Annotated in this window: 24 protein-coding genes; 23 read left to right on the top strand and 1 reads right to left on the bottom strand. The window is 34.3% G+C overall.

The features are described 5' to 3' along the window. Window positions 1–15 precede the first annotated feature (15 nt). Genes SAUT_RS09015 through SAUT_RS09000 form a run of 4 tightly spaced genes read left to right on the top strand, consistent with a single transcriptional unit; the run spans window position 16 to window position 2,420 of the window. A complete protein-coding gene (locus SAUT_RS09015) occupies window positions 16–474 on the top strand; it encodes a low molecular weight protein-tyrosine-phosphatase (protein ID WP_013327573.1) in 459 nt (152 codons plus the stop codon). Next, window positions 471–1,394, top strand: a complete 924-nt coding sequence (gene cysK, locus SAUT_RS09010; protein ID WP_013327572.1) for a cysteine synthase A — start codon at window positions 471–473, stop codon at window positions 1,392–1,394. Before SAUT_RS09015 ends, cysK begins: the two co-directional genes overlap by 4 nt. Further along, on the top strand, window positions 1,387–1,968 hold the full coding sequence (locus tag SAUT_RS09005) for an aminotransferase class IV (RefSeq protein ID WP_013327571.1): 582 nt from the start codon (window positions 1,387–1,389) through the stop codon (window positions 1,966–1,968). Before cysK ends, SAUT_RS09005 begins: the two co-directional genes overlap by 8 nt. Continuing rightward, a complete protein-coding gene (locus tag SAUT_RS09000; protein WP_013327570.1) occupies window positions 1,962–2,420 on the top strand; it encodes a hypothetical protein in 459 nt (152 codons plus the stop codon). Before SAUT_RS09005 ends, SAUT_RS09000 begins: the two co-directional genes overlap by 7 nt. A gap of 7 nt (window positions 2,421–2,427) precedes the next feature. Here the strand turns inward: SAUT_RS09000 and SAUT_RS08995 are convergent, their stop codons facing one another. Then, window positions 2,428–3,330 carry a LysR family transcriptional regulator gene (locus tag SAUT_RS08995; protein WP_013327569.1) on the bottom strand — a complete coding sequence of 301 codons (903 nt, stop codon included), beginning with the start codon at window positions 3,328–3,330 and terminating at the stop codon, window positions 2,428–2,430. A 136-nt stretch (window positions 3,331–3,466) separates the two neighbouring features. Here SAUT_RS08995 and SAUT_RS08990 point away from each other — a divergent pair, with 136 nt between their 5' ends. The 19 genes from SAUT_RS08990 to SAUT_RS08900 all read left to right on the top strand — a co-directional run bounded on the left by SAUT_RS08990 (window position 3,467) and on the right by SAUT_RS08900 (window position 18,621). After that, a complete protein-coding gene (locus SAUT_RS08990) occupies window positions 3,467–5,515 on the top strand; it encodes an ATP-dependent helicase (RefSeq protein WP_013327568.1) in 2,049 nt (682 codons plus the stop codon). Continuing rightward, window positions 5,512–6,333, top strand: coding sequence for a tRNA pseudouridine(55) synthase TruB (gene truB, locus SAUT_RS08985; RefSeq protein ID WP_013327567.1), 822 nt, complete (start codon window positions 5,512–5,514; stop codon window positions 6,331–6,333). The genes SAUT_RS08990 and truB overlap by 4 nt, the downstream gene beginning before the upstream one ends. After that, window positions 6,327–6,560, top strand: coding sequence for a carbon storage regulator CsrA (gene csrA / locus SAUT_RS08980; RefSeq protein ID WP_013327566.1), 234 nt, complete (start codon window positions 6,327–6,329; stop codon window positions 6,558–6,560). Before truB ends, csrA begins: the two co-directional genes overlap by 7 nt. A gap of 7 nt (window positions 6,561–6,567) precedes the next feature. After that, on the top strand, window positions 6,568–7,359 hold the full coding sequence (locus SAUT_RS08975) for a 4-(cytidine 5'-diphospho)-2-C-methyl-D-erythritol kinase (RefSeq protein WP_013327565.1): 792 nt from the start codon (window positions 6,568–6,570) through the stop codon (window positions 7,357–7,359). Between the two features lies 1 nt (window position 7,360). Beyond that, window positions 7,361–7,813 (top strand): SsrA-binding protein SmpB, encoded by a 453-nt coding sequence (gene smpB, locus SAUT_RS08970; RefSeq protein WP_013327564.1) that lies wholly within the window; start codon window positions 7,361–7,363, stop codon window positions 7,811–7,813. After that, complete coding sequence (gene pgp3, locus SAUT_RS08965; protein WP_013327563.1) at window positions 7,813–8,688, top strand: peptidoglycan metallopeptidase Pgp3; 876 nt, start codon at window positions 7,813–7,815, stop codon at window positions 8,686–8,688. Before smpB ends, pgp3 begins: the two co-directional genes overlap by 1 nt. Before the next feature lie 2 nt (window positions 8,689–8,690). After that, a complete protein-coding gene (locus tag SAUT_RS08960) occupies window positions 8,691–9,299 on the top strand; it encodes a tetratricopeptide repeat protein (RefSeq protein ID WP_013327562.1) in 609 nt (202 codons plus the stop codon). Further along, window positions 9,296–10,018 (top strand): Nif3-like dinuclear metal center hexameric protein, encoded by a 723-nt coding sequence (locus SAUT_RS08955; protein ID WP_013327561.1) that lies wholly within the window; start codon window positions 9,296–9,298, stop codon window positions 10,016–10,018. The genes SAUT_RS08960 and SAUT_RS08955 overlap by 4 nt, the downstream gene beginning before the upstream one ends. A gap of 49 nt (window positions 10,019–10,067) precedes the next feature. Beyond that, window positions 10,068–10,781: a zinc ribbon domain-containing protein gene (locus tag SAUT_RS08950; RefSeq protein WP_013327560.1), complete on the top strand. Its 714-nt coding sequence runs from the start codon at window positions 10,068–10,070 to the stop codon at window positions 10,779–10,781. A 2-nt stretch (window positions 10,782–10,783) separates the two neighbouring features. Then, a complete protein-coding gene (gene waaA, locus SAUT_RS08945; protein WP_013327559.1) occupies window positions 10,784–11,950 on the top strand; it encodes a lipid IV(A) 3-deoxy-D-manno-octulosonic acid transferase in 1,167 nt (388 codons plus the stop codon). Between the two features lie 11 nt (window positions 11,951–11,961). Beyond that, the gene (locus tag SAUT_RS08940; protein ID WP_013327558.1) at window positions 11,962–12,696 is read left to right on the top strand and encodes a pseudouridine synthase family protein; all 735 of its coding nucleotides are present in this window, start codon (window positions 11,962–11,964) and stop codon (window positions 12,694–12,696) included. A gap of 61 nt (window positions 12,697–12,757) precedes the next feature. After that, window positions 12,758–14,113: a signal recognition particle protein gene (gene ffh, locus SAUT_RS08935; protein WP_013327557.1), complete on the top strand. Its 1,356-nt coding sequence runs from the start codon at window positions 12,758–12,760 to the stop codon at window positions 14,111–14,113. A 260-nt stretch (window positions 14,114–14,373) separates the two neighbouring features. After that, window positions 14,374–14,595, top strand: coding sequence for a 30S ribosomal protein S16 (gene rpsP / locus SAUT_RS08930; RefSeq protein WP_013327556.1), 222 nt, complete (start codon window positions 14,374–14,376; stop codon window positions 14,593–14,595). Between the two features lie 2 nt (window positions 14,596–14,597). Then, window positions 14,598–14,834 (top strand): KH domain-containing protein, encoded by a 237-nt coding sequence (locus tag SAUT_RS08925; protein WP_013327555.1) that lies wholly within the window; start codon window positions 14,598–14,600, stop codon window positions 14,832–14,834. Beyond that, a complete protein-coding gene (rimM, locus tag SAUT_RS08920) occupies window positions 14,818–15,363 on the top strand; it encodes a ribosome maturation factor RimM (protein WP_013327554.1) in 546 nt (181 codons plus the stop codon). Before SAUT_RS08925 ends, rimM begins: the two co-directional genes overlap by 17 nt. Then, window positions 15,364–16,071: a tRNA (guanosine(37)-N1)-methyltransferase TrmD gene (gene trmD, locus SAUT_RS08915; RefSeq protein WP_013327553.1), complete on the top strand. Its 708-nt coding sequence runs from the start codon at window positions 15,364–15,366 to the stop codon at window positions 16,069–16,071. Window positions 16,072–16,080: 9 nt separating this feature from the next. Then, entirely contained in the window at window positions 16,081–16,440 is a 360-nt protein-coding gene (gene rplS / locus SAUT_RS08910; RefSeq protein WP_013327552.1) for a 50S ribosomal protein L19, read from the top strand. A 147-nt stretch (window positions 16,441–16,587) separates the two neighbouring features. Next, window positions 16,588–17,691 carry a M20 family metallopeptidase gene (locus SAUT_RS08905; protein ID WP_013327551.1) on the top strand — a complete coding sequence of 368 codons (1,104 nt, stop codon included), beginning with the start codon at window positions 16,588–16,590 and terminating at the stop codon, window positions 17,689–17,691. 15 nt (window positions 17,692–17,706) lie between these two features. Beyond that, window positions 17,707–18,621, top strand: coding sequence for an ATP-grasp domain-containing protein (locus tag SAUT_RS08900; RefSeq protein WP_013327550.1), 915 nt, complete (start codon window positions 17,707–17,709; stop codon window positions 18,619–18,621). Window positions 18,622–18,646 lie beyond the last annotated feature (25 nt).

Genomic DNA, 18,646 nt, shown 5'->3' with positions numbered 1-18,646 from the left:
AAGAATAGGAAATATATGAAATCTGTTATATTTGTTTGTCTTGGCAATATATGCCGTTCTCCTTTGGCGGAGGGCATTGCTAAAAAAATAGCCAAAGAGCATAATATAGATATCAATATTGATTCAGCAGGTACTGGAGACTGGCATATTGGAGAAGCACCTTGTGAAGGTTCTCTTAGGGTAGCGCAGATGCACGGTATTGATATTAGCCATCTAAGGGCAAGGCAATTCACTAAAGAAGATGTGAATATATTTGATTTGATTGTGGTATTTGATGAAAAAAATATGTTACATGTAAAAGAAATGGGTGCTAAAAATATAAAAAAACTGGGTTGCTTTGCCTATGATTGTCAAGATGTTCCTGATCCATATTTTTTTAACGGTTTTGACGGCTTTTTGGAAGTATATAAAATGATAGAAATTTGTGTAAATAATTTTTTTAGTGTAAAATTACTGAACGAGGAAAAATTATGAAAATTGCAAAAAATATAACAGAATTAGTAGGTAATACACCTTTAATACGCTTGAATGAAGCATCAAAACTTACAGGGGCTACAATACTTGGAAAATGTGAGTTTATGAATCCTACAAGCTCTGTCAAAGACAGAATAGGGTTCAATATGATACGCAGAGGAATAGAATCAGGACGTATAAAAGCCCATACAACTATTATTGAACCTACAAGCGGGAATACAGGAATCGCTTTAGCTGCCAATTGTGCTGCTCAAAACTTAAAACTTATATTAACTATGCCGGAATCTATGAGTATTGAACGACGCAACCTGCTCAAAGCACTCGGTGCGGAGTTGGTTTTAACACCTGCTGCAAAAGGAATGAACGGGGCAATTCAAAAAGCAATAGAAATTCAAGAAACTACACCTGATTCAATTATTTTACAACAGTTTGAAAATCCGGCAAATCCTGAAATTCATGAAATTACGACGGCACAAGAAATATTGCGTGATACAGATGAAAACATAGATGCCTTTGTGGCAGCTGTGGGTACCGGAGGAACTTTAACCGGAACTTCGAAGGTATTAAAAAAACATATTGCAGATGTTGCTGTTTTTGCGGTAGAGCCTGAGGCTTCGGCAATCCTCTCCTGCGGTACTCCGGCTCCGCATAAAATTCAAGGTATCGGAGCAGGTTTTGTTCCGGCTATTTTGGATACTTCTTGTTACAGTGAAGTAATAAAGGTCAGTAATGATGATGCTATTGCAACGGCAAGAATGCTGGCAAAACGAGAGGGTCTGCTAGTTGGTATATCTTCCGGTGCAAATGTTTATGCTGCAATGGAGGTAGGTATGCGCGAAGAATTTAAAGGCAAAACCATTGTGACAATTTTATGCGACACCGGAGAGAGATATTTAAGCACAGAACTTTTTAGTGAGTAGTATTCAATATTTAGAAACTATCAAAGCATTTGATGGAGAGCTTTACAATCTTAAATATCATCAAAGACGCCTTGATGAGACAGTCAAAAATTCCAATATTATACTAAAGGATGTTTTAACTCCTCCGTTAGCTGGTCTGTTTCGATGCAGAGTTATTTATGACGGTAGAAATTATGAAGTGACATATCATCCGTATAAAAAAAAGAATATCAAAACTTTAAAACTTGTTTTTGATGATGATATAAGCTACTCAAAAAAATATTACGAGAGAAACAGTATTGATGCACTGGTAAGACAAAAATATTCTTGTGATGACATACTTATAGTCAAAAACGGGCTTGTTACAGATACTTCCATCGCAAATATAGCCTTTAAATATAAAAATAATTGGATAACACCAAAAAAGCCTTTGCTGGATGGCACAACTAGAGCGAGATTATTAGAGAGTCATAAGATTTTAGAAGAAGATATATCTATAAAAGATTTAGAAAATTTTACTCAGGTGGCATTAATGAATGCGATGATAGATTTTGATATAATACAAAATGAAAATATAAGGGAAATAATTTGTTAGAAAACATAATACAAGATAGAGATTTTGCGCTATTGATGAAAAAAAATATTCAGGAGCTAATAACTTTATTCTTTCAAAAAGAGCAAAATTTTGGCATTTTATGCAAAATAGAAGATGTAAGTTTTGAACCTGAACTACCAGAGAGTATAAATACTGAGTTTCGTCCGCTCACACTTTTTTTCTTAGCAGGGTACACATTTGAAACTGCTAGAATTGAAAATAATCTACTTATTTTTGAAGCTGGTTTTGGAAGTGATAATTTTGGCAGTATAGTGAGTGTACCACTATTGAGTATTTTACAGATTATTATAGATGAAACACCTGTTTTAATCAATATATCTGCATATAAAGAAGAAGAATCAAAAGAGAAGGATAATGTTGATGAGAGCGGAGTTGAAAATTCTATGGCATCTTTTCTTTCAAACCCAGAGAACTCTAAATTCCTTAAATAGTACCTGCCTACACCCTGTTCAAAGAGAGTAGGTAGTTCACTACATTATCTACAAATGCGTCATGTTTTCGCTCTTTTAAATAAGCTATATAAAAGTTTCTTGTAATTTTATGATTTTTGAGTCTTGCTTCATAGAGTTTGCCGTCTTCAATCTCTGATTTGATTACATGACGAGACATAATGGAAACAAGTGGTCTTTCTGCATTTTTATCCGCGTGAAGAATAGACTCTTTAATAGAAGTAGGGCTTGTCAGAACGCCAATAACATTAAAATTGTTACACTGTACGCCAATCTCTTCAAAAACTTCTGCGGTTAATTTTCTTGTGTGTGACTCTTCATCACGGCAAATCCAGTCAAAATCAAGTAAATCATCAGGACTGAGGTGTTTTTTAATCGGTTGATTTGAAAAAACGACAAGCTCATCTTCTACCCATTCTCTGTAAATAATACCGTCTCTAAAAACAGGTGATTCTATCAAGGCTACATCTATTTTTTTATCTTCAAGCTGATCTATAATTTTGGAAGAGAGATCCACATTCATAAAAACTTCATTATTGATACGTTTTTTAATTTCACCAAGGTAATTTGGTAAAACATAATTACCGATTGCAAAAGAAGAACCCATAACAAAAGTAAACTCTTTATTGATTATTTTCAATAAATCTTTTTCACTATTTTGTATAGCTTTTTCAAGTCTTTGAGCAATTCTATAAAGGTCTTCACCTTCTTTTGTAAGTATAATTCCATTTTTCTTTCTATCTACTATTTTCGTATCAAGATAATCTTCGATAAACTTGATTTGCTGTGTGACAGCAGGCTGTGAAATTCCAAGTTTTGCTGATGCTTTAGAGAAACTTTTCTCTTTTATAACCATCAAAAAAGTATGTAATTTGGCAAAATCTTTTAACATAATAATTCCTATAAGTATTAATAATAGTAAAATTATAACTCATAATTATAATTATTGCAATAGTTTTGTAATAATTTATGACATTTTAGCTATAATAAATGTAATTAAGAAATACAACTAATAGTAGTGAACATATATGGAAAAGATATTTAATAAATTAAACGAGTCTCAATCAGCAGCAGTGAAACAAACAGAAGGACCTGTATTGATCCTTGCAGGTGCGGGAAGCGGTAAGACTACAACGATAGTCTCGCGTTTAGCATACCTAATAGAGGGAGTAGGCATTCCGGCTTCAAATACCCTTACATTGACATTTACGAACAAAGCTGCAAAAGAGATGAAAGAGCGTTCTCTCTCAATGATAGAAAATGTTGCTTATCCTCCGCTTCTTTGTACATTTCACAAATTTGGTCTTCTCTTTTTAAAGTTTAACATACATCTGTTGGGCAGAGCCAATAACTTTGTTGTAATAGACACGGACGATAAAAAAAGAATCATAAAAAAGATAAACTCCGAACTGCCGACACCTTTAATAGCGAGTGAAATTTCCAGGTATAAAAACTCTTTAATGTCTCCTGATGATGCTTATAAGCAGGCTGAGCTTTTTAGTTATAAGCAAATTGCTGAAGTTTTTGCAGAATATGAAAAATATTTACTGGAAAATAATTTAGTTGATTTTGATGATTTGATTGCCCTTACATATAAGCTATTAGATGAAAATCCAGAGTTAGCAAAGGCTACATCGCAGAAGTATCAATATATTATGATTGATGAGTATCAAGATACAAATGAATTACAGTTAAAATTGTTACAAAAACTCTGTACAGCTCACAATAATTTATGTGTTGTAGGGGATGATGACCAAAGTATATACGGCTGGCGCGGTGCACATATTCGTAATATTATGGAATTTGATCAGGATTTTTCAGGTACAAATGTATTTAAACTTGAAGAAAATTATCGTTCACGTGCACCAATTTTGAAAGTTGCCAATGCTCTCATCGAACATAACAGATCCCGCTTGGGGAAAAACTTAATAGCAACACGGGGCAATGGTGATGATGTGGCTACACTCAATTCAAATGATGAAAATGAAGAGGCAAGAAAAGTAGCGATGAAGGTACAAAAGCTGCTCGACAATGGTGTGCGTGCAAAAGAAATAGCTATTCTGTATCGTGTAAATGTGCTTTCGCGTTCTATTGAAGAGGGTTTAAACCGTTCGGGTATTAATTATAAGCTTGTTGGCGGGCTTCGTTTTTATGACCGTGCTGAAATTAAAGATCTTATCTCTTATATACGGGTTATTACAAACCACCATGATGATTTTTCGCTCAAACGAATTGTAAACAAGCCAAAACGTGGATTGGGAAAAGCAAGTCTTGATAAGATTGAACTTGCAGCGCATGAAAGAGGTACATCTCTTTATGAATATATTAAAAATGCCGCTATGAAAGAACTTGAAGGACTGGTAAGAAAGAAAAATGCCGCAACACTCAAAGAGTTTGTGAAAAATATTGAAGAGATTGCCAAAGTTGCAAAAGAGGCTACATATGAGTTTATAGATGTACTTGATGATACCTTTTCTCTTAAAGATATTTATAAAAATATGCAGGACGGTGAGGAAAGAATTCTAAATATGGACGAATTTTATGGACTTTTTAGAGATTTTGTAAAAAAATCACAGCAAAGCTCTTTAGATGAATTTTTAAATGAACTTACTTTGCAAAGCGAACAGGACCAGGTTGAAGGAGAGAGTATTTATATGATGAGTATTCATGCTTCAAAAGGTTTGGAATTTGAGCATGTGTTTGTGATAGGAATGGAAGAAGGTTTTTTACCTCTTGTGGGTGATGGAAGTGACCTAGAAGAAGAAAGACGACTTGGTTATGTTGCTTTTACGCGAGCAAAAGAGACTTTAACCTTATGTCATGCCGGCAGTAGATTTTATAAGGGGCGCAGAAGTGACTTGGAAAAAAGCCGTTTTTTTAATGAAGCAGGCCTGTGTAAGGGTTCTTTAAAATGTGAAAAAAACACAGCTTTTAAAAAAGGTGATTTGGTACGTCATAAAATCTTTGGAACAGGGCGTATTATCGGCGTGAGTAAGTCAGGACGAGAATTTAAACTCAATATTAATTTTGCAGGAACAAAACGTGATATTCTTGCGTCATTTGTAGAGAGATTATGAATCGCCTGTTTGTTGCTTACAAACCTTCCGGAATTGGTTCAAACAAGTATCTTTATACATTAAAGAATAAGTATAAAAATAAAAAAGCCGGTTTTGCAGGAACACTTGACCCTTTTGCAAAAGGAGTTCTTCTTGTAGGTTTCGGCTCGCATACAAAACTCTTTAGATTTCTCAATAAAACGCCAAAGAGATACAAAGCGACACTGTGGCTGGGTGCGAAAAGTGATACACTTGATACGGAAATGATTGAAGAAGTTGCTACTTTTAATGAGTTTTCTACTCAAGTTATTGAAAAAGCTGTAAGTTCACTGCAGGGTGATTTGGAATACGAACCGCCAATTTTTAGTGCAAAGCGTATAAACGGTCGGCGTGCCTATGATTTAGCACGTGCTGGAAAAGAGGTTGTACTTAATAAAATTAATTCAACCGTATATAATATAAAACTAATAAATTATTCACATCCCTTTGTTACTTTTGAAGCGACAGTCAGTGAAGGAACTTACATCAGGTCGCTTGGGAGAATGATTGCTCATAAACTTGGTGTAGAGCATGGAAGTTTAAGTATGCTTGAGAGACTCAATGAAGGGCAGTTTACTTACGAAGGCGAAAAAGCCTTGAATATCAAAGAATCTTTAAATATTGCGCAAAATTATTATTTGGGTGATAGTGAAAATGTAAAGTATGGAAGAGTTCTTGCTTTAAAAGATTTACAATTGCAAGATGATGGTACGTATTGGCTGGATAATGGCGAGAGTATCTCCATTATTACAGTGCAAGAGGGCAAAGTAAAATATGAATTAGGCAGGATAGAATGTTAGTACTTGCAAGAAAAACAGATGAATCTATAGTAATCGGTGAAAATATTGTTGTAAAAATTATCTCCGTAGAAAACGGCGTTGTAAAACTCGGCATAGATGCACCAAAAGAGGTTTCTATTATAAGAAATGAGCTTATAGAAGAGGTCAAAGAGAGTAATAAAGCTGCTTCTTTAGAAGAAATAAGTGAAAATGACATTGCTTCTTTGAACAAAATACTGGGAAAGTAAAAAGCTGATGAAAAAGTATAAGGCTTATGCCAAAGTAAATATCTTTTTAAAAATAACAGGCAGAAGAAATGAATACCATGAAATAGTTTCACGATTTATGAGAGTTAATGACTTGTATGATGCACTTTCGTTTGTTTCGAAAAAAAATGTCCAAGCAAAAGCTAATGAATTTAAAATTATTGGTGATTTTGACTGTACGACGAAACAAAATACTATTTACAAAGCCTATGTAGCACTCAAAGAGGCTACATCAAGTCAGGCTCTTGAAAAACTCATGAGAACCTACGCCATTGCAGTTGAAAAACATATCCCTGCTTTCGCCGGCCTTGGTGGAGGAAGTAGTGATGCAGCGACGTATTTAAAAATGTGTAATGAAGTACTGCATTTAGGTTTGAGCTTGAATGAACTTGCACAAATAGGGTTACATGTAGGTGCTGATGTACCGTTTTTTATTTATGGATATGAGAGTGCTAATGTAAGTGGGATAGGTGAAGTGGTAGAAGCTTTTGATGAAGAGTTGCTTGCATTTGATATATATACACCTGAGGTACAAATAAGTACACCTCAAGTTTATAAAGCATACAGAGAAAGTTTTTATGCACCAATAGACGGATTTGCTGCAGATGAATTGAAAAAAAAGTCCTCATTAGATATTTTAAATGAGTTAGATGCCAAAGAAGCAAACGATTTGTTTAACCCTGCATTGCAGGAGTATTCAGATTTAGAACAACATTATCAAGACGGATACTATTTCAGCGGAAGCGGAAGCAGTTTTTTTAAAGTAAAAGAAGAGAAATAAAATGGGCGAAACAATAGCAAAAAATAAAAAAGCATATCATGATTATTTTATAGAAGAGAAGTTTGAAGCAGGTTTAGTGCTCAGCGGGAGTGAAGTCAAAGGAATTCGCGCACATCGTGTAAATCTAAAAGACAGCTTTATCCGCTTTGTAAACGGAGAAGCTTTTTTATTTAATGCACATATTGGCAGACTTGAAACGACACATCATTACTATGGGCATGAAGAGAGAGGCTCTAGAAAATTGCTTTTACATAAAAAAGAGTTACAAAAGATGCAAAAGGCTGTAACACGTGATGGATATACAATAGTGCCTCTGCAGCTTTATTTTAATAAAAGAAATATTGCAAAACTGCAAATTGCTATTGCAAAAGGAAAACTTCTGCATGACAAAAGAAATGATTTGAAAGAAAAAGACCAAAAAAGAGATATTCAAAGAGCTATGAAGGATTATTGATGAAATTTTTCTTTGTTTTTTTCCTTTTTTCCTTTTCTCTTTTTGCTTTGAATATGAAGATTGTTAATGATGAGGTAGGAAATGGAAAAACAGCACTCATTAAATTTTCAAAAGAAAAGGATATTGCGTATAAAACAATAGAATTTGAAAAGAAAAAAATCGCAATTTTTTCGAATCCCTTTAATAAGAATGAATATTATGCTTTGATTCCTATCTCTTATTATGACAGACCGAGTCAAAAAACTATGAAAATTTTATATTTTAAAAATGGCAAAAAAAAATATAAAGATGTTGTGCTGAAAATCAAAGATGCAAAATATAAAAAAGAGACTATACATGTAAGCTCTTCCAAAGTAAATCCAAAACTGCCTAAAGTAAAAAAAAGAATAGCAAAAGAGTATAATGAAGCTATGAAAATTTATCATACTGTGACAAACAAGAGCTATTTGCATTCAGATTTTATTTTTCCTATGCAAAGTAAGATTACAAGTGCTTTTGGCACGGCAAGAGTTTATAACGGCTCACTTAAAGGCTATCACAGCGGTACAGACTTTCGGGCTAAAATAGGCACAACGATAATAGCCAGTAATGATGGTAGAGTGGTTTTGGTTAAAAAAAGATTTTATTCAGGCGGAACAGTTGTTATAGACCATGGCGAAGGTATTTATACCTGTTACTTTCATATGAGCAAATTTAATGTCAAAAAAAATCAATTTGTTAAAAAAGGCGAACTTTTAGGCTTATCTGGAAAAAGCGGCAGGGTTACAGGTCCTCATTTGCATTTTTCAGCTAGAATTGACGGAGTACAAGTTGATCCGCTTCAACTTATAACATTACTAAACAATAATTTAATTTTTAACAAACAGAGGAAATAATTATGACACTTTTTCAATTAATAATGCTTGGGGCATCTGCTTTTTTTGCTTATAAAATATACGAACATATACAAACACTCAAGGACCCGCAAGATAATGGACATTTAGGTGCCCAAGATGAACGAAATGCTGAAGCATTTTCGCCTTTTGATGCTTCATCTTTGGTTGAAAAAGCGGACGAAGCTATGGATAAAGGGGATTTGCAAAAAGCACTTGCAATATACAGCGAAGCAAATATAAAAGAGCCAAAAAATTCGGAAACACTTTTTAAAATGGGCTACACCCTCGCACAGCAAAATAGAGATGATGAAGCACTGGAATATTATAAAGAGGCACTTGAATTAGATCCAAACAATACCTATATTCATCAAGCTATGGCATCACTCTATAGAAAAATGGGTGAATATGCGAGTGCAAGAAATCATCTCAACAAGTCACTTGAAATTGATGCCACAAACCCTATTACCTATTATAATTATGGGAATCTACTTGTTGATATGAAACATTTTGATGAAGCAAAAGCAATGTATGAAAAAGCAATAAAGCTCAATCCTGATTTTGAAGAAGCAAAAGAAGAATTAGAAAAAATCGGGAGCGGAGAAATAATATGAAAATACTCGAAATATATGAATACCTCAATGAACTCTCCCCGTTTGAAATTCAAGAATCATGGGACAACTCCGGTCTTTTGATTGGAGACTTTAAAGCTGATATATCAAAAATTGCACTGAGTATTGATGTGGATGAAAAATTGATTGATTCTTTGGATGAAAATACGCTTTTAATAACTCATCATCCGATTATTTTCGGCGGACTCAAACAGCTTGAATTTTCAAAGTATCCGGCAAACTTAATTCAAAAAATGATTAAAAAAAATATTTCAAATATCGCTATGCATACAAATTTTGACCAGACACATTTAAACGAATATGTAGCAACAGAGGTGCTTGGGTATGAAATTTGCAGAAAAGACGGTTTTGTTGCTTATTTGGAAGTAGATGAAGATTTTGATGTTTTTGCGCAAAAGGTTTCAAAGGCTTTCGGTCTAAAATGTGCAAGAACGGTAAAGTGTGCACAAAGAGTGAAAAAAGTGGCTCTTACAACCGGTTCAGGATGTTCATTGATGAGAAGTTTGGATGCTGATTGTTTTTTGACAGGCGATGTAAAATATCATGATGCAATGGAAGCAAAGAGTATAAAATTGTCTTTAATTGACATAGGACACTATGAAAGTGAGTACTTTTTTGCACAAATTATGCAAAAGCATTTGAAAATTTTAGGTTTAGAAGTTATAATTGCATCATCAGAAAACCCATTTACATATATTTAAGTCTTTTAATAAGAGTAATGGTACAAAGTAAAACCCCTAAAGGATCCCAATGAACAAGCACTTAAAGCAATTAATCGACCTTTCAATCATAGATAAAGAGATAGATGCATTTGAACCTCAAATAGAAGAAGCGAACGCAAATTATGAAGCAGCTCTTGCAAAAACGAAGAGTATTGAGTCAGATATTGAGAATTTAAGTAACGAAATTAAAGAAGAAGAAGTAAAAAAAGCAAAAAATGAACTTCACCTTTCAGAACTTTCACAAAAACTTGAAGAAAATGCAAAAAAAAGCTCAGAAGTAAAAACTGAACGCGAAATGAAATCTCTTCAACTTGAAGAAGAAATTGCCAAAGAACAAGTAACATTTGCAAATGAAGAAATTCAAAGACTTGAAAAAATTATTGAAGCAAAAAAAGAGCAAATAGAAGCAGCAAAAAAAGTTTTAGAAGAATTAACTGCAAGCTTAGAAAGCGTAAAAGCTGATGTTGATACAAAATTAGAAAAAATAAATAAAGAAAGACAAGAAGTTTTCAAACGTAAAGAGAGTCTTTTATCTGATATTAATCAAAAAGGTCTTGCATTTTATCAAAAAATTCGTCGCTGGGCTAAAAACACAACAGTAGTACCTGTTGAAGACCAAGCTTGTATGGGATGTCATATGGTGATTGGCGATAAAGTATATGCCGATGTCATTAAGGGTGAAGATATCACAACATGTCCTCACTGTGGACGTATTCTTTATGTGAAAGTTAACGAAGAGTAGGCTTGAAGCCGTTTTCCCTTCTTTACTACTTTGTAAGTGTCGTGCTATTTATAGTAGCACTGCCACTTTTAATAGTACTCTCTTTTAAGCAAAAATACAAAGAATCGATTCCTGCCCGTTTTTTTCTTTTTAAAAATCCTAAATTTAACGCTACAAATGCAATTTGGTTTCATGTTTGCTCGCTGGGTGAAGCAAGAGCTTTAAAGCCGATTTTGGATGTATTGAAAAATGAAAAGGTGTTGATTAGCACAATTACGCAGACAGGACATAATGAAGCAAGAAAATATGATGCAGAGGTTCGTTATCTACCATATGAAATGTATCTGCCTTTTTGGATAAAACCGCAAAAAAAACTGATAGTGCTAGAGGCAGAATTTTGGTATATGCTTTTTAGCGTCGCACGTGCACGCGGTGCAGAAATAATTTTACTCAATGCTAGAATTTCAGATAAAAGTGTAAACAAATATATGAAATTTGCGTGGTTTTATAAAAGACTTTTACAAAAGGTAGATATTATTTATGCACAGAGTGAAGTTGATAAGAATAGATTTTTAGCCTTAGGTGCGAAAAATATAGAAGTTGTCGGCAATATTAAATTGGCTGCAAAGATAGAAAAAACAAAAGAATATGTAAAACCCGAGTGTGAAGTTATTGTAGCGGGAAGTACACACCCCACAGAAGAAAAAAGTATTTTTGACGCTTTTTTTGAATACAAAAGAAATAATGATGCAAAACTCATTGTAGTTCCTCGTCATCCTGAGCGTTTTGATGAAGTTTATAATTTGATGGAGATGTATGCCAAAGAGCATAATGCCACACTTTCACGTTTTTCTCAAGCTAAAAACTTTGAGAGTGATTTGATTTTAGTTGATATGATGGGTGAACTCAATAACATGTATGCAATTAGTGACATTGCAATACTCGGAGGCGCATTCAAAGCTGATGTCGGTGGGCATAATCCACTGGAACCTGCATACTTTGGCTGTAAAATAATTACGGGAAAACATTTTTTTCATCAAAAAGAACTCTTTAAATATGTGCATCATGTGCAATATGTAGAGAATGATGAAATAGCAAAGGCACTGCAAAGTGCAAAAGAACTTCCACCTTCAATGGTAGAAGAAGAAATAAATCTCAAACCGGTTATAAACAAAATTTTAGAAGATTAAAGGAGTCCAAAGTGGCTACAGAAAAAGCATATAAATTATTGGCACAACAAGAAGGAATTTCCAACTCAAACGCAAAGTCTATGATAGACCGTGGACTTGTGTATGTCGGAAACAAAAAAGTAATGATAGCACGCGGAGAGATAGATGAGAGAACTGTTTTTCGCATACAAAAAGTCGAAAAGGTCAAGCCTATCTTTGAAAACGATGATATTATAGTCGTAGACAAACCGGCACATGTAAACTCTGATGAGATTGAACGCCAGTTTAAACCGGCGGTTTTACTGCATAGACTTGACCGTGAAACAAGTGGTGTTTTAATGCTTGTAAAAAATGAAGATTTTCGCCAGCGTGCTATTAAAGAGTTTCGTGATGATAAAGTCTATAAAGAGTATATCGCATGGGTTGAGGGTATAATGACAGAGCCTATTGAAGTAGATAAAGCAATCACAACGCAGAAAAAAAACAATAAGGCATACTCAAATGTTTCACCAAAAGGTAAACCGGCGAGAACTGAATTTTTTCCTGATATTGTCAGTGCAAAAAAAACAAAAGTCAAATGTATTATTCATAACGGACGCACACACCAGATAAGAGTACATGCACGCTACATTGACCATCCGATAGTCGGTGATGAACAGTACGGCGGACGTCGCGCTAAGCGTGTAATGCTGCATGCGCATAAAGTACGTCTCCTTGGCATGGAGTTTGTAGCAAAAGAGCCTAAGAGCTTTACTACATTTGAATAATTAAGAAAAACTTAGTTACAATTTCAAAAAAATTTATATATAGAATAAAAGAGGTGTTTTTATGTTTGGTACTTTAACGGATTCGTTTACAAATGCAATAAAGAAGATTCGTTTTCATGATGATGACAAGGCACTTTCAAAAGCACTAAATGAATTAAAAAAGAATCTTTTAAAAGCTGACGTTAATCATAAAGTTGTCAAAGAACTGATTCAAAAAGTGCAAATACGTACAAAAGAAAAAGGTATCGGAAAGGATCAATTTCTTGAAGCTTTACGTGAAACACTCAATGAACTTTTAGAGGTAGGTGGTAACAAAGGTTTTGTTTTCGCCCCAAACCCTCCTACTGTTATTTTAATGACAGGTCTGCAGGGTTCGGGTAAAACAACGACTACAGGGAAACTTGCAACTTATTTGAAAAATAAGGGTAAAAAAGTACTGATTGTTGCAGCCGATCTGCAGCGTCTTGCTGCCGTTGAACAACTCCGTCAGATTACATCTGCAATTGAAGTTGAGCTTTATGAGGATGAAGCGACTAAAAATCCGGTAGAAGTGGTAAAGGCAGCACTTAAATATGCAGACTCTAAAATATTTGATGTTGTACTTATAGATACGGCAGGTCGTTTGGCTATTGATGATGAATTGATGGATGAATTAAAAGCCGTTAAAGATGCAGCTAAACCTGATGAGATTTTTTATGTAGCTGACTCTTTGACAGGTCAGGATGCGGTAAGAACTGCAACTACTTTTAAAGAAAAAATCGGTATAGACGGAGTAATTCTTTCAAAATATGACGGTGATGCAAAAGGCGGTGTTGCTTTGGGCCTTTCTTCACAGGTGCAGGTACCGCTTCGCTTTATTGGTATGGGTGAAAAGATGGAAGACTTGGAAGTTTTCTTACCTGAGCGTATTGTGAACCGTCTTATGGGATTTGGAGATATTGAAGGGCTTGCTGAAAAGACTGCCAATGTTATAGACGAAAAACAGGCGAAGAAATTAACCAAAAAGATTCAAAAAGGAAAGTTCAATTTCAATGACTTTTTAGAGCAGATGGAGTCTATGAAAAAAATGGGCAGTATGAGTTCTATCATGGGAATGATTCCGGGAATGGGAAATATGTCAAAAGCGATTAAAGATTTTGATTTTGAAAACTCGGGTGAACTTAAAAATATAAAAGCGATGGTTTCATCTATGACAAAAAAAGAGAGAGAAGATCCTGATTTGCTTAACAACTCAAGAAAGCAAAGAATTGCAAAAGGTTGTGGTATGGACCTTGTAGAAATAAACAGAATGATAAAACAATTTAAAAATGCAGGTAAAATGGCGAAAAAATTCTCCGGTAAAAATGGTATGAAGCAACTCCAATCAATGATGGGGCAAGCTGGAGGACCGGGAGGAATGGGCGGCTTACCAAGATAGACATTGTAATTTAAGAAAAAAGTGGATATAATTCCACTTCAATAAAATCTTTTTAAACAATACCTCTGTGATAAAAAGATTTGTAGCCTAATTACTGGTTACATGTGTACATCCAACTATAGAGATGGTAAGAGGGAAGCAAAATTATTTTAGAGTCTTTGACCTATCACCATTTATAACTTCCCCTCAAACTTACATTTTTATATAACACTGTGCAGACTTAACCAGTAATAGGTAAATTAAAAAAAACAGGAAACAAAATGACAGTAATTAGACTTACTCGTATGGGAAGAAAGAAAAGACCATTTTATCGTATCGCGGTAACAGATAGCCGTAAACGTAGAGATGGTGGTTGGATTGAGCTTATAGGTTATTACAACCCAATGACTAAAGAACTTCAAGTTGACAATGAAAGAGTTGATTACTGGGTTGGCGTTGGTGCTCAACTGAGTGATCGTGTTAAAAAGATCACTGGCCGTTAATTATGATTGCTGATTTTGTCGCACAATTTGCAAGACTGATAGCATCACATCCTGATGATATAAGAGTTGAAGTTCAAGAGGGCGATGAAATGACACAAATAGTTCTCTATGCAAACCAAGAAGATATAGGTAAGCTGATTGGAAAGAGTGGTAAGATGATTGGTGCTATTAAAACTGTCATCTCTGGTTGTAAAGCTAAAGATGGCGTGAGTTACCGTATCAATGTCGAAGCAATCTAGCAACAATAAGCTGTTACATATAGCAACTATTGGCAAAACTGTCGGTATTAAAGGTGATATGAAGTTTCATATAAAATGTGATTTTCCTGAGCAATTTGTAAAGGGATCAACTTTTTTAATTAATAAAAAAGAGAGCATCATGCTAAGTGAAGTTGATCTTGATCGTGGTTTGGTACGTATTAATAATATTACCAACCTAGAAGATGCTAAAAAGTTTACAAATGCAAAACTTTTTACAACTTATGAAGATACAAGAAAAAACTGTCACTTAGAAGAAGGTGAATACTTTTGGTTTGATTTAGAAGATTGTGAAGTTTATGAAGACAGTAAATGTCTTGGTGTAGTCAAAGAAATAGAGAGACTAAATAGTACGAATTATTTAAGTATTGTAACATATGAAAGTTTAGTCCAAAACGGTTTGCCAAAGAGCTTTTTGGTTCCTTTTATTGAACCGTTTAAAGTTGCTGTTGATGTAGACAAAAAGCGTATCACTTTAAGTGGTGCTATGGATATTTTGGAAGCGTCATAAATGACTTTTACTTTTGTTACTCTTTTTTCTAACCTGATCGAGGGTTATTTTAAAGATTCAATTTTAAAAAGAGCGATTGAGAAAGATCTTTTAAGGATTAACTATCTTGATCCGAGAGGTTACTCGAAAAACAAACATTTTAAAGTTGATGATACGGCAGTCGGCGGTGGTGCAGGTATGGTAATGAACGCACAATCGCTTTTTGATGCATTGGATGATTTGAAAAAAAAAGATGAAAATGTTCATATTATTTTTGTAACTCCCGTTGCTAAACCTTTTGTACAAAATGATGCAAAACGTTTGGCAAAGAAAAACCATGTAGCTTTTGTGAGTGGAAGGTATGAGGGTATAGATGAGAGAGTTATTGAAAAATATGCGGATGAAGTGTTTTCTATAGGTGATTACATTCTAACCGGAGGAGAATTAGCTTCTTTGGTTATTTGTGACGCAGTAAGTAGAAATAGAGAAGGTGTGCTTGGAAATTCTGAGTCTTTAGAGATTGAAAGTTTTGAAACGCCACTTTTAGAAGCACCATCATTTTCAAAACCAAAAACATATGAGGGTTTAAGTGTTCCATCAGAATACTTAAAGGGAAATCATAGTAAAATTCGCTCACTGAAATTAGCCTTGTCTGAAGCAAAGACCAAATTCTTTAGACCTGAACAGCTGATAAAATATCATTGCGTCGGAGCAATGAAAAAAAATTAAGGACAACTTATGAGAAATAAGTACATAGAAAACTTTGAAAAAGCACAAACTGCAGAAAAAAATATTCCAGATTTTCGTGCTGGTGATACTGTAAACTTAGCAGTAACAATTAAAGAAGGTGACAAAACTCGTGTACAAAATTACGAGGGTGTTTGTATAGCTAAACGCGGTCAAGGTACTGGACAAACTATTACAGTACGTAAAATCGGTGCTAACGGTGTTGGTATTGAAAGAATTTTTCCAATTTACTCTGACTCAATAGAAGAAATTAAAGTGATTCGTCGCGGTCGTGTTCGTCGTGCGAAACTATTTTATCTTCGTGCACTTGCTGGTAAAAAAGCTCGTATTAAAGAACTTAGAAGAAAATAATTCTTCTGAGCTCTTTAGCTCAATCTCTTTTAACTATATTCCCACACTACACATATTTATACAACTGCAGAAAAATAAAGCAAACTTTTTAACACAATCAACATATTCATAGTATAATCAAATAAATTAGATATTCTTTGGATAAAAATGCACTATTTACAAGACTTGAAAAAGGTCGTAGAAATAAACTCCTATACAAAAAATAAAGAGGGAGTTGATCTCGTCGGTGAAATATTTGATGAGTGGTTTGAATCATTAGGTTTTGAAACGACCATTTATAACCGCACCAGTATAGGCAACCATCGACATTATAAATCTTTACATGTAGAAAATTCCCCAAAACTTCTTTTATTAGGACATATTGACACGGTCTTTCCTTCAGGAAAATTTGAATATTTTACTGAAGATGAACAATGGGTATACGGACCCGGAGTCTGTGATATGAAAGGCGGTAACATCGTTTTACTTGAAGCACTGCGTCAGCTTACATGTAAAGGCTTGAAAATTCAAAATATAGATATTCTTTTTGTCAGTGATGAAGAAACAGGCAGTGATGATTCAAAATATCTTACAGCAGAATTAGCACGTGAATATGACTACTGCTTTGTGTATGAGGCAGCAGGCAAAAATTTGGAACTAGTAACCGGAAGAAAAGGTGTTGGAACATTTTTTATTGATATAGAGGGAAAGGCAGCACATGCAGGAAATCATTACAGTGACGGGCATGATGCAAATCTTGAGCTCTCTTACAAACTTCAATCACTAGTAGCATTAACAGACTTAGAAAAAGGAACTACTGTTAATGTCGGTAAAATTGAAGGCGGTATCGGCGCAAATACAATTTCTCCTCATGCAAAAATGATTTTTGAATTAAGATATAAAATTTCAAAAGAAAGAGATAGGGTTTTAAAAGAGATTGAACAAATTGTCCAAAAATCTTTTGTTGATGGCATTACCTCTACTCTCAGCGGTGGAATACAAAGAGATGTAATGCAAACATCCGACTCATCTTTGGAGTTGCTCAAACAAATTGAAAGTATTACAAAACAATCAATCGCTTATGAAGAGAGAGGCGGTGTTAGTGATGCCAACATTGTAAGTTCATGCGGTGTTGTAACGCTTGATGGTTTTGGACCCTACGGAGATGGAGATCATACTCTCAAGGAAAGAGCACTAAAAAGCAGTTTTACAAGCAGAATTGAGATGAGTAGTGATTTATTTGAATATTTTATAAAAAATTTAAGTTTTTGAAGGGAGAGGGTATAAATGAGTAATAGAAAAATAGGAATGTGGCTGTATAAAAATGGCGGCGGTGATAAAATTGGAAAGAAAATCATAAAAAAGTTGAAAGAACGAGACATTGATGTCTTGGATGATATAAATTTACGCCATGCGATTGCAAAAAATGCACATATAATTTATCACGGTGAAGAGCATCGTGGAGAAAAGTTGGATAAATTAGACCTGTTCTTCTCTTATAATGCTGGAGAACAAACTCTGTATCAAATGTATTTGTATCAGGCATTGAACCGTATAATTCCTATGATTAATACTTATGATTCTTTTGCCCTGACAGAAGATAAATTTCATACTTCATTTGTCTTGAGAAACAACGGGATTAAAACTGCTGATTATAAATTATGTCACAGGGATGATGGACATGAACTCAAAAAAATCATAAAAAAATGGGATAAAATGGTTTATAAACCGACAGATGGATGGGGCGGTGTCGGGCTTACGAAGATAGAAAGCGAAGCAAACCTCGATATGTTAATGCCATTTTTAAATCAAATGGATTTACGTTATTTTTATGTAGAAAAATTTATAAATTATGACAATACTGACTTTAGAGTCGATATTGTAGATGGAAAGTTTGTTGCTTGTTATGGGCGCAAAGCGAGTGGAACTGATTGGCGGACAAATGTAACAAGCGGTGGCAGTGTGTTTATTCGTGAAGCAAATGATGAAGTTGTAAATATTGCTAAAAAAGCCTGCAAAGCTACAGGTGTAGATATTGGCGGTGTAGATATTATTTATGATAGAGATACAGAAGAATACATAGTTTTAGAAGTGAATGGAATCCCTGCTTTTGCCACTCCAGAACAAGAAAAAATGGGATTAAACTTTAATAATAAAAAAATTGATTTAATTGTAGATTTAATTGACAGAAAAACGAAGTAAGAGTATGATTTCGAAAAAATTAAGG

The sequence above is a fragment of the Sulfurimonas autotrophica DSM 16294 genome (genome assembly GCF_000147355.1).
GTDB classification, from domain to species: domain Bacteria; phylum Campylobacterota; class Campylobacteria; order Campylobacterales; family Sulfurimonadaceae; genus Sulfurimonas; species Sulfurimonas autotrophica.
Note: the sequence above shows the minus strand (reverse complement) of the source record. Positions and strands in the feature narration are given on the sequence as shown.

Excerpts from the sequence above, each read along its gene's own strand:
- rpsP (WP_013327556.1), top strand. The coding sequence starts at position 14,374 with ATGACAGTAATTAGACTTACTCGTATGGGAAGAAAGAAAAGACCATTT.
- rimM (WP_013327554.1), top strand. The coding sequence starts at position 14,818 with ATGTCGAAGCAATCTAGCAACAATAAGCTGTTACATATAGCAACTATT.
- SAUT_RS08950 (WP_013327560.1), top strand. The coding sequence starts at position 10,068 with ATGAACAAGCACTTAAAGCAATTAATCGACCTTTCAATCATAGATAAA.
- ffh (WP_013327557.1), top strand. The coding sequence starts at position 12,758 with ATGTTTGGTACTTTAACGGATTCGTTTACAAATGCAATAAAGAAGATT.
- smpB (WP_013327564.1), top strand. The coding sequence starts at position 7,361 with ATGGGCGAAACAATAGCAAAAAATAAAAAAGCATATCATGATTATTTT.
- trmD (WP_013327553.1), top strand. The coding sequence starts at position 15,364 with ATGACTTTTACTTTTGTTACTCTTTTTTCTAACCTGATCGAGGGTTAT.
- SAUT_RS08955 (WP_013327561.1), top strand. The coding sequence starts at position 9,296 with ATGAAAATACTCGAAATATATGAATACCTCAATGAACTCTCCCCGTTT.
- pgp3 (WP_013327563.1), top strand. The coding sequence starts at position 7,813 with ATGAAATTTTTCTTTGTTTTTTTCCTTTTTTCCTTTTCTCTTTTTGCT.
- SAUT_RS08925 (WP_013327555.1), top strand. The coding sequence starts at position 14,598 with ATGATTGCTGATTTTGTCGCACAATTTGCAAGACTGATAGCATCACAT.
- SAUT_RS08990 (WP_013327568.1), top strand. The coding sequence starts at position 3,467 with ATGGAAAAGATATTTAATAAATTAAACGAGTCTCAATCAGCAGCAGTG.
- truB (WP_013327567.1), top strand. The coding sequence starts at position 5,512 with ATGAATCGCCTGTTTGTTGCTTACAAACCTTCCGGAATTGGTTCAAAC.
- cysK (WP_013327572.1), top strand. The coding sequence starts at position 471 with ATGAAAATTGCAAAAAATATAACAGAATTAGTAGGTAATACACCTTTA.
- SAUT_RS08995 (WP_013327569.1), bottom strand. The coding sequence starts at position 3,330 with ATGTTAAAAGATTTTGCCAAATTACATACTTTTTTGATGGTTATAAAA.
- rplS (WP_013327552.1), top strand. The coding sequence starts at position 16,081 with ATGAGAAATAAGTACATAGAAAACTTTGAAAAAGCACAAACTGCAGAA.
- SAUT_RS08975 (WP_013327565.1), top strand. The coding sequence starts at position 6,568 with ATGAAAAAGTATAAGGCTTATGCCAAAGTAAATATCTTTTTAAAAATA.
- SAUT_RS09015 (WP_013327573.1), top strand. The coding sequence starts at position 16 with ATGAAATCTGTTATATTTGTTTGTCTTGGCAATATATGCCGTTCTCCT.
- SAUT_RS08900 (WP_013327550.1), top strand. The coding sequence starts at position 17,707 with ATGAGTAATAGAAAAATAGGAATGTGGCTGTATAAAAATGGCGGCGGT.
- SAUT_RS08905 (WP_013327551.1), top strand. The coding sequence starts at position 16,588 with ATGCACTATTTACAAGACTTGAAAAAGGTCGTAGAAATAAACTCCTAT.
- csrA (WP_013327566.1), top strand. The coding sequence starts at position 6,327 with ATGTTAGTACTTGCAAGAAAAACAGATGAATCTATAGTAATCGGTGAA.
- SAUT_RS08960 (WP_013327562.1), top strand. The coding sequence starts at position 8,691 with ATGACACTTTTTCAATTAATAATGCTTGGGGCATCTGCTTTTTTTGCT.